The sequence below is a fragment of the Kineococcus glutinatus genome (assembly GCF_039542765.1).
Lineage (GTDB): Bacteria > Actinomycetota > Actinomycetes > Actinomycetales > Kineococcaceae > Kineococcus_A > Kineococcus_A glutinatus.
Map to the genome: position 1 here is coordinate 1 of NZ_BAABIL010000191.1, position 5,837 is coordinate 5,837.

Here is a 5,837-nt window from a genome sequence, read left to right on the forward strand (position 1 = left end):
GAGCGCGGCGACGAGCCCGGCGCCGAGCGCGGCCCGCTGCGCGTCGGCGGAGTAGGTCTCGGGGTCGGCGGCGGCCAGCAGGGCGGAGCCCTCGACGAGGGCGACGAGCTGGACGGCGGCACCGGTGCGGTGGCCGGCGTCCCAGGCCGGCCGGCAGGTGGTGAGGAGGCGCTCGACGCGGGCGAGGAAGCGGCGGTTGTTGCGCACGTGCCGCTCGGCCAGCGCCGGGTCGGACAGCGCGGCGGCGAGGAAGCCGACCCACACCCGCGCCTCCTCGTGCCGGTCGGGGGTGAGGGCGGCGGCCTGGTGCAGCACGGCCCGCAGCACCTCTCCCGGCGTCCCGCCGCCGGCCTCCAGGGCGTCGGCGCGCGCGGCGGTCCGCTCGTGCAGCAGGTCGCGGGCGTGCAGCAGCAGGGCCCGCTTGTCGGGGAAGGTGTGCAGGACGAGGCCGGTGCTGCAGCCGGCGCGGGCGGCCACGGCGCGCAGGGTCAGCCCGGCGAGGCCGTCGTCGGCGAGGACGGCCCAGGTGGCGGCGGACAGCCGCTGCCGGTGCCCCGCCGCGTCCCGCTGTCGCGCCACCGCCGTCTCCCCCCGCTGCCCGACGAGCTGCTGGACGGATACCGTAGCAGGCGTTACCGTAACGCTTGTTCCAGATCCGTCGCCCGAGGAGCCCGCCGTGCCCGTGCCGGTCGCCCGCACCACCCCCGCCGGCCTGCGCATCGCCGCCGAGCCCTGGGACGGCCCCGACGGCACCGCGCTGCGGGCGGCCCAGCGCGCCGAGCTCGAGGCCCGCTACGGCGCCGACATCGAGCCGGGCGCCAGGCCCACCGCCGACGACGTCGCCGTCTTCCTCCTCGCCCGCGACGGCACCGGCCGGGCGCTGGGCTGCGGGGCGCTGCGGCCGCTGGGCGCAGGGCGGGCGGAGCTGAAGCGGATGTACGTCGACCCCGACGCCCGCGGCACCGGCGTCGCCGCCGCGCTGCTGCGGGCGCTGGAGGACGCCGCCCGCCAGCGCGGCGTGCACGAGCTGCTGCTGGAGACCGGCGTGCTGCAGCCCGACGCGATGCGCTTCTACGCCCGCGAGGGGTACGCGCCGGTCCCGCCGTTCGGGCCCTACGTCGACGAGCCCACCTCGCGCTGCTACGCGCGCACGCTGTGACCTGCGCGAGCACGCCGTGACCCCGGCCGCCGTGCCCGGCGGTCAGCTCTCGAAGGACTGCTCCGGCGCGGGGAACGTCCCCTCGCGGACCTCCGCGGCGTACGTGCGGGCCGCCTCGGTGAGGGTGCCGCGCAGGTCGGCGTACCGCTTGACGAACCGCGGCGCCCGCCCGCCGCGCAGCCCCGCCATGTCCTGCCACACCAGGACCTGCGCGTCGCAGTCCGGCCCGGCGCCGATGCCGACGGTGGGGATGCGCAGCTGCTTCGTGATCCGGCCGGCGACGTCGGCGGGCACCATCTCCAGCACCACGGCGAACGCCCCCGCCTCCGCCACCGCCACCGCGTCGGCCACCACGTCCTCGCCGGCGTCGCCGCGGCCCTGCACGCGGTAGCCACCGAGGGCGTGCTCGCTCTGCGGCGTGAACCCGATGTGCCCCATCACGGGGATGCCGGCGTCGACGAGGGCCCGGATGCGGGAGGCGGAACGGCGCCCGCCCTCCAGCTTCACCGCGTGGGCCAGGCCCTCCTTCATCAACCGCACCCCGCTGCGCACCGCGTCGGCGTCGGAGACCTCGTACGAGCCGAACGGCATGTCCGCCACCACCAGCGCCAGCGGCGCGCCGCGCACCACCGAGCGGGTCAGCACGACCATCTCGTCCAGCGTCACCGGCAGCGTCGTCTCGTGGCCCAGCACGTTGTTGCCCGCGGAGTCCCCCACGAGCAGCACGGGGATGCCCGCGGCGTCGAACACCTCCGCGCTGAGCTGGTCGTAGCTGGTGAGCATCGCCCAGCGCTGCCCGGCGTCCTTCCACTGCTGCAGGTGGTGCAGCCGGGTGCGCCGGCGCCCCGGGGTCGCCGCGGCGGGGCCGGTGCCGTAGGGGGCGGGCTGCTCGCTCACCGGGCACCGCCGGTGCCGGTCTGCTCGGCGCCGATGCCGGCGTCCTCCGGCAGGGTGGGCGGCGCCAGCGCCTCCGGGGCGGCCGGCTCGCGCCAGCGGCTGGTGATGGGCAGCCGCCGGTCCCGGCCGAACGCCTTGAGGGAGATCTTCGTGCCCGGCGCGAACTGCCGCCGCTTCCACTCCGCGCGGTCCACCAGCGTCGTGACCGCGTCGACGACCCCCGCGTCGAAACCCTGCGCCAGCAGCTCCGCGCGCCCGCGGTCGCCCTCCACGTAGTCGTCGAGGATGTCGTCCAGCACGGCGTAGTCGGGCAGGGAGTCCTGGTCGGTCTGCCCCGGCCGCAGCTCCGCCGAGGGCGGCTTGGTGATGCTGGACTCCGGGATCGGCGGGACCTCACCGCGGGAGGCCGCATCGGCGTTGCGCCAGCGGGCCAGCTCCCACACGAGCGTCTTGGGCACGTCCTTCAGCGGCGCGAAGCCGCCCACGGAGTCGCCGTAGAGGGTGGAGTAGCCCACCGCCAGCTCGCTCTTGTTGCTGGTGGCCAGTGTGAGGTGGCCCTCCTGGTTGCTCAGCCCCATCAGGGTCGTGCCGCGCACCCGCGCCTGCAGGTTCTCCTCGGCCACCCCGGTCAGCGCCACGTTCGCCAGGTACGACTCCACCATCGGCGCGATGGGCACCACCCGGTAGTGCAGGCCGGTGCGGCGGGCGAGCTCGGCGGCGTCGTCCTTGGAGTGCTCCGAGGAGTAGCCGCTGGGCAGCGACACCCCGTGCACCCCGCCCGGCCCCAGGGCGTCGACCGCGAGGGCCGCCACCAGCGCGGAGTCGATGCCGCCGGACAGGCCCAGCACGACGGACCGGAAGCCGTTCTTGCGCACGTAGTCGCGCAGGCCGGTCACGAGCGCCGCGTAGACGTCGGCGACCGCCGGCAGCGGCTCGTGGTGCGGCGCCGCGACCGGCTCGTAGCCGGCGACGGGCTCGGTGGAGACGGTGACGCGGCGCACGTGCGGGTGCGCCGCCGGCTCCGCGGCCGCCGCGGGCAGGTCGAGGTCGACCACGAGCAGGTCCTCGCGGAACTGCGGGCCGCGGGCCAGCAGCTCCCCGCCGGGGGCGACGACGAGGGAGTCGCCGTCGAAGACGAGCTCGTCCTGGCCGCCGACGAGGTTGACGTAGGCGAGGGTGGCCTGCGCCTGCGCGGCGCGGCGGGTGACGAGCTCGAGCCGGACGTCGTCCTTGTCCCGCTCGTAGGGGGAGCCGTTGAGCACCGCGAGCAGCCCCGCACCGGCCTCGCGGGTCAGCGAGACGGGGCCGCCCTCCTGCCAGAGGTCCTCGCAGATCGCGATCGCCACGTCGACGCCGCGCACCCGCACGACGACGAGCTCGTCGCCGGGCACGAAGATGCGCGCCTCGTCGAAGACGCCGTAGTTGGGCAGGTGGTGCTTGGCGTAGGCGGCCACGACCCGCCCGCCGTGCAGCACGGCGGCGCGGTTCTGCGGCAGGCCCCGGGGGCGCCCGCCGAGCAGGTGGGGGCGGGTGTCGACCTCGGCGCGGTCGAGGTAGCCGACGACGACGGGCAGCTCGCCGTGCCCGGCGGCGGCCAGCTCGGCGGCCAGGGCCCCCAGGCGCCGGCGGGAGGCCTCCACGAACGAGGAGCGCAGCGCCAGGTCCTCCACCGGGTAGCCGGTGAGGACCATCTCGGGGAAGAGCGCCAGGTGGGCGCCGGCGGCGGCGGCGCGCCCCGCCCACGCCACGACCGCGCCCGCGTTGCCCTCCAGGTCCCCGACGCAGGCGTCGATCTGGGCCAGTGCCACCCGCAGCTGAGGCATGGCGCCAGCGTAGGGGGTGGGGCGGGCGGCTCCGGGGCCGGTCGTGCCCGCCGGGGCCGTCGTGGTGGAGGATGCAGGCCAGCAGGCCCCCGGGCAGGACCCCGGGCGCCACACACCGACGGGAAGGGTGCCATGGACCGCCAGCAGGAGTTCGTGCTGCGCACCATCGAGGAGCGCGACATCCGCTTCGTGCGGCTGTGGTTCACGGACGTGATCGGCACCCTGAAGTCGGTGGCCATCGCCCCCGCCGAGCTGGAGGGGGCCTTCGGGGAGGGCATCGGCTTCGACGGCTCGGCCATCGAGGGCCTCTCGCGCGTGTCGGAGTCCGACATGCTGCTGCGCCCGGACCCGTCCACCTTCCAGGTGCTGCCCTGGCGCACCGACGCCGAGCACCCGGGCACCGCGCGCATCTTCTGCGACATCCACACCCCGGACGGGGACCCGGCGCGCTCGGACCCGCGCAACGTCCTCAAGCGGGCGCTGGACCGGGCCGCCGCGCAGGGCTACACCTTCTACACGCACCCCGAGATCGAGTTCTACCTCTTCAAGGGCCCCCTGGTGCGCGGCGCGGTGCCCGAGCCGGTCGACTACGTCGGCTACTTCGACAACTTCCCCGGCGGCACCACCCACGACTTCCGCCGCACCGCGATCACGGTGCTGGAGAGCATGGGCATCTCCGTGGAGTTCAGCCACCACGAGGGCGGCCCCGGCCAGAACGAGATCGACCTGCGCTACGCCGACGCCCTGACCACCGCGGACAACGTCATGACGTTCCGCACGGTGCTCAAGGAGGTGGCCGGCGAGATGGGGCTGTACGCCTCCTTCATGCCCAAGCCGCTGGAGGGCCAGCCCGGCTCCGGCATGCACACCCACCTGTCCCTCTTCGAGGGCGACTCCAACGCCTTCTACGAGGCGGGGGCGGAGTTCCAGCTCAGCCGGACCGCGCGGCAGTTCATCGCCGGCATCCTGCGCCACGCCGCGGAGATCACCGCGGTCACGAACCAGTTCGTGAACTCCTACAAGCGGCTGTGGAGCGGTGGCGAGGCCCCCTCCTACGTCTCCTGGGGGCACAACAACCGCTCGGCCCTGGTGCGGGTGCCGATGTACAAGCCGAGCAAGGGGCAGTCGGTGCGCGTGGAGTACCGCGCCCTGGACGTCGCCGCCAACCCCTACCTCGCCTTCGCGGTGCTGCTGGCCGCGGGCCTCAAGGGCGTCGAGGAGGGCTACGAGCTGCCGGCGGGGGCGGAGGACGACATCTGGTCGCTCACCGACGCCGAGCGCCGCGCGATGGGCATCCGCCCGCTGCCGAGCAACCTCGACCACGCCATCGCCATCATGGAGGACTCCGAGCTCGTCGCGGAGACGCTGGGGGAGGGCGTCTTCGACTACTTCCTGCGCAACAAGCGGCAGGAGTGGTCGGACTACCGCTCGCAGGTGACGCCCTTCGAGCTGCACCGCTTCCTGCCCATGCTCTGAGGCGGCCCGCGCCCCGGGGCCCCGCGCCCCGGCCCGGTCCGCCCCGGCCCGTCCGCTGAGGGGTTCCCCGTGCCGGCTCCCACCGCCCGCCGCTCCACGAGCACCGCACTGCTGGCCCGCCACGGCTTCGCCGACCCCGAGCGGGCCCTGCGCCTGCTCGAGGACACCGCCCTGCACGCCGTCTGCGGCACCGGTGGCACCGGCCCCGGGGGCGCCGGCGGGGACGGGGTGCTGGCCCCCGTCCTGGCCGGTCTCGTCCGCGCACTCGGGGCGGTCGCCGACCCCGACCAGGGGCTGCTCGCCCTCGTGCGCTGGTGCGCGGCGCTGGCCGGGGGGCCGGAGGAGGCGGCGGTGCGCGGGGTGCTGACCGCCCCCGACGCGGACGCCGACGCCGGCCGCACCCGCGCCCGGCTGCTGGCCGGGCTCGGCGGCTCCGTCGCGCTCGGCGACCACCTCGTGCACCACCCCGGGCACTGGCGCGC

The 5,837-nt window shown here is 75.9% G+C and carries 5 protein-coding genes and 1 pseudogene; 3 read left to right on the forward strand and 3 right to left on the reverse strand.

The features are described 5' to 3' along the window. The coding region (locus ABEB16_RS08225) for a TetR/AcrR family transcriptional regulator (protein WP_345711777.1) at positions 1-579 on the reverse strand (579 nt) is incomplete at its 3' end. A 103-nt stretch (positions 580-682) separates the two neighbouring features. On the opposite strand from ABEB16_RS08225, the gene ABEB16_RS08230 reads away from it, so the two are divergent. Further along, complete coding sequence (locus tag ABEB16_RS08230; RefSeq protein ID WP_425560140.1) at positions 683-1,159, forward strand: GNAT family N-acetyltransferase; 477 nt, start codon at positions 683-685, stop codon at positions 1,157-1,159. Between the two features lie 42 nt (positions 1,160-1,201). Here ABEB16_RS08230 and panB read toward each other — a convergent pair whose 3' ends face one another. Then, complete coding sequence (panB, locus tag ABEB16_RS08235) at positions 1,202-2,056, reverse strand: 3-methyl-2-oxobutanoate hydroxymethyltransferase (protein WP_345711778.1); 855 nt, start codon at positions 2,054-2,056, stop codon at positions 1,202-1,204. Further along, on the reverse strand, positions 2,053-3,879 hold the full coding sequence (locus tag ABEB16_RS08240) for an NAD+ synthase (RefSeq protein ID WP_345711779.1): 1,827 nt from the start codon (positions 3,877-3,879) through the stop codon (positions 2,053-2,055). Before ABEB16_RS08240 ends, panB begins: the two co-directional genes overlap by 4 nt. 132 nt (positions 3,880-4,011) lie before the next feature. On the opposite strand from ABEB16_RS08240, the gene ABEB16_RS08245 reads away from it, so the two are divergent. Together ABEB16_RS08245 and ABEB16_RS08250 are read left to right on the forward strand one after the other, a co-directional pair. Beyond that, the gene (locus ABEB16_RS08245) at positions 4,012-5,355 is read left to right on the forward strand and encodes a glutamine synthetase family protein (protein ID WP_345711780.1); all 1,344 of its coding nucleotides are present in this window, start codon (positions 4,012-4,014) and stop codon (positions 5,353-5,355) included. Positions 5,356-5,424: 69 nt separating this feature from the next. Next, a pseudogene (locus tag ABEB16_RS08250) lies at positions 5,425-5,837 on the forward strand (bifunctional [glutamine synthetase] adenylyltransferase/[glutamine synthetase]-adenylyl-L-tyrosine phosphorylase); the annotation flags it as partial.

Excerpts from the sequence above, each read along its gene's own strand:
- ABEB16_RS08240 (WP_345711779.1), bottom strand. The coding sequence starts at position 3,879 with ATGCCTCAGCTGCGGGTGGCACTGGCCCAGATCGACGCCTGCGTCGGG.
- ABEB16_RS08245 (WP_345711780.1), top strand. The coding sequence starts at position 4,012 with ATGGACCGCCAGCAGGAGTTCGTGCTGCGCACCATCGAGGAGCGCGAC.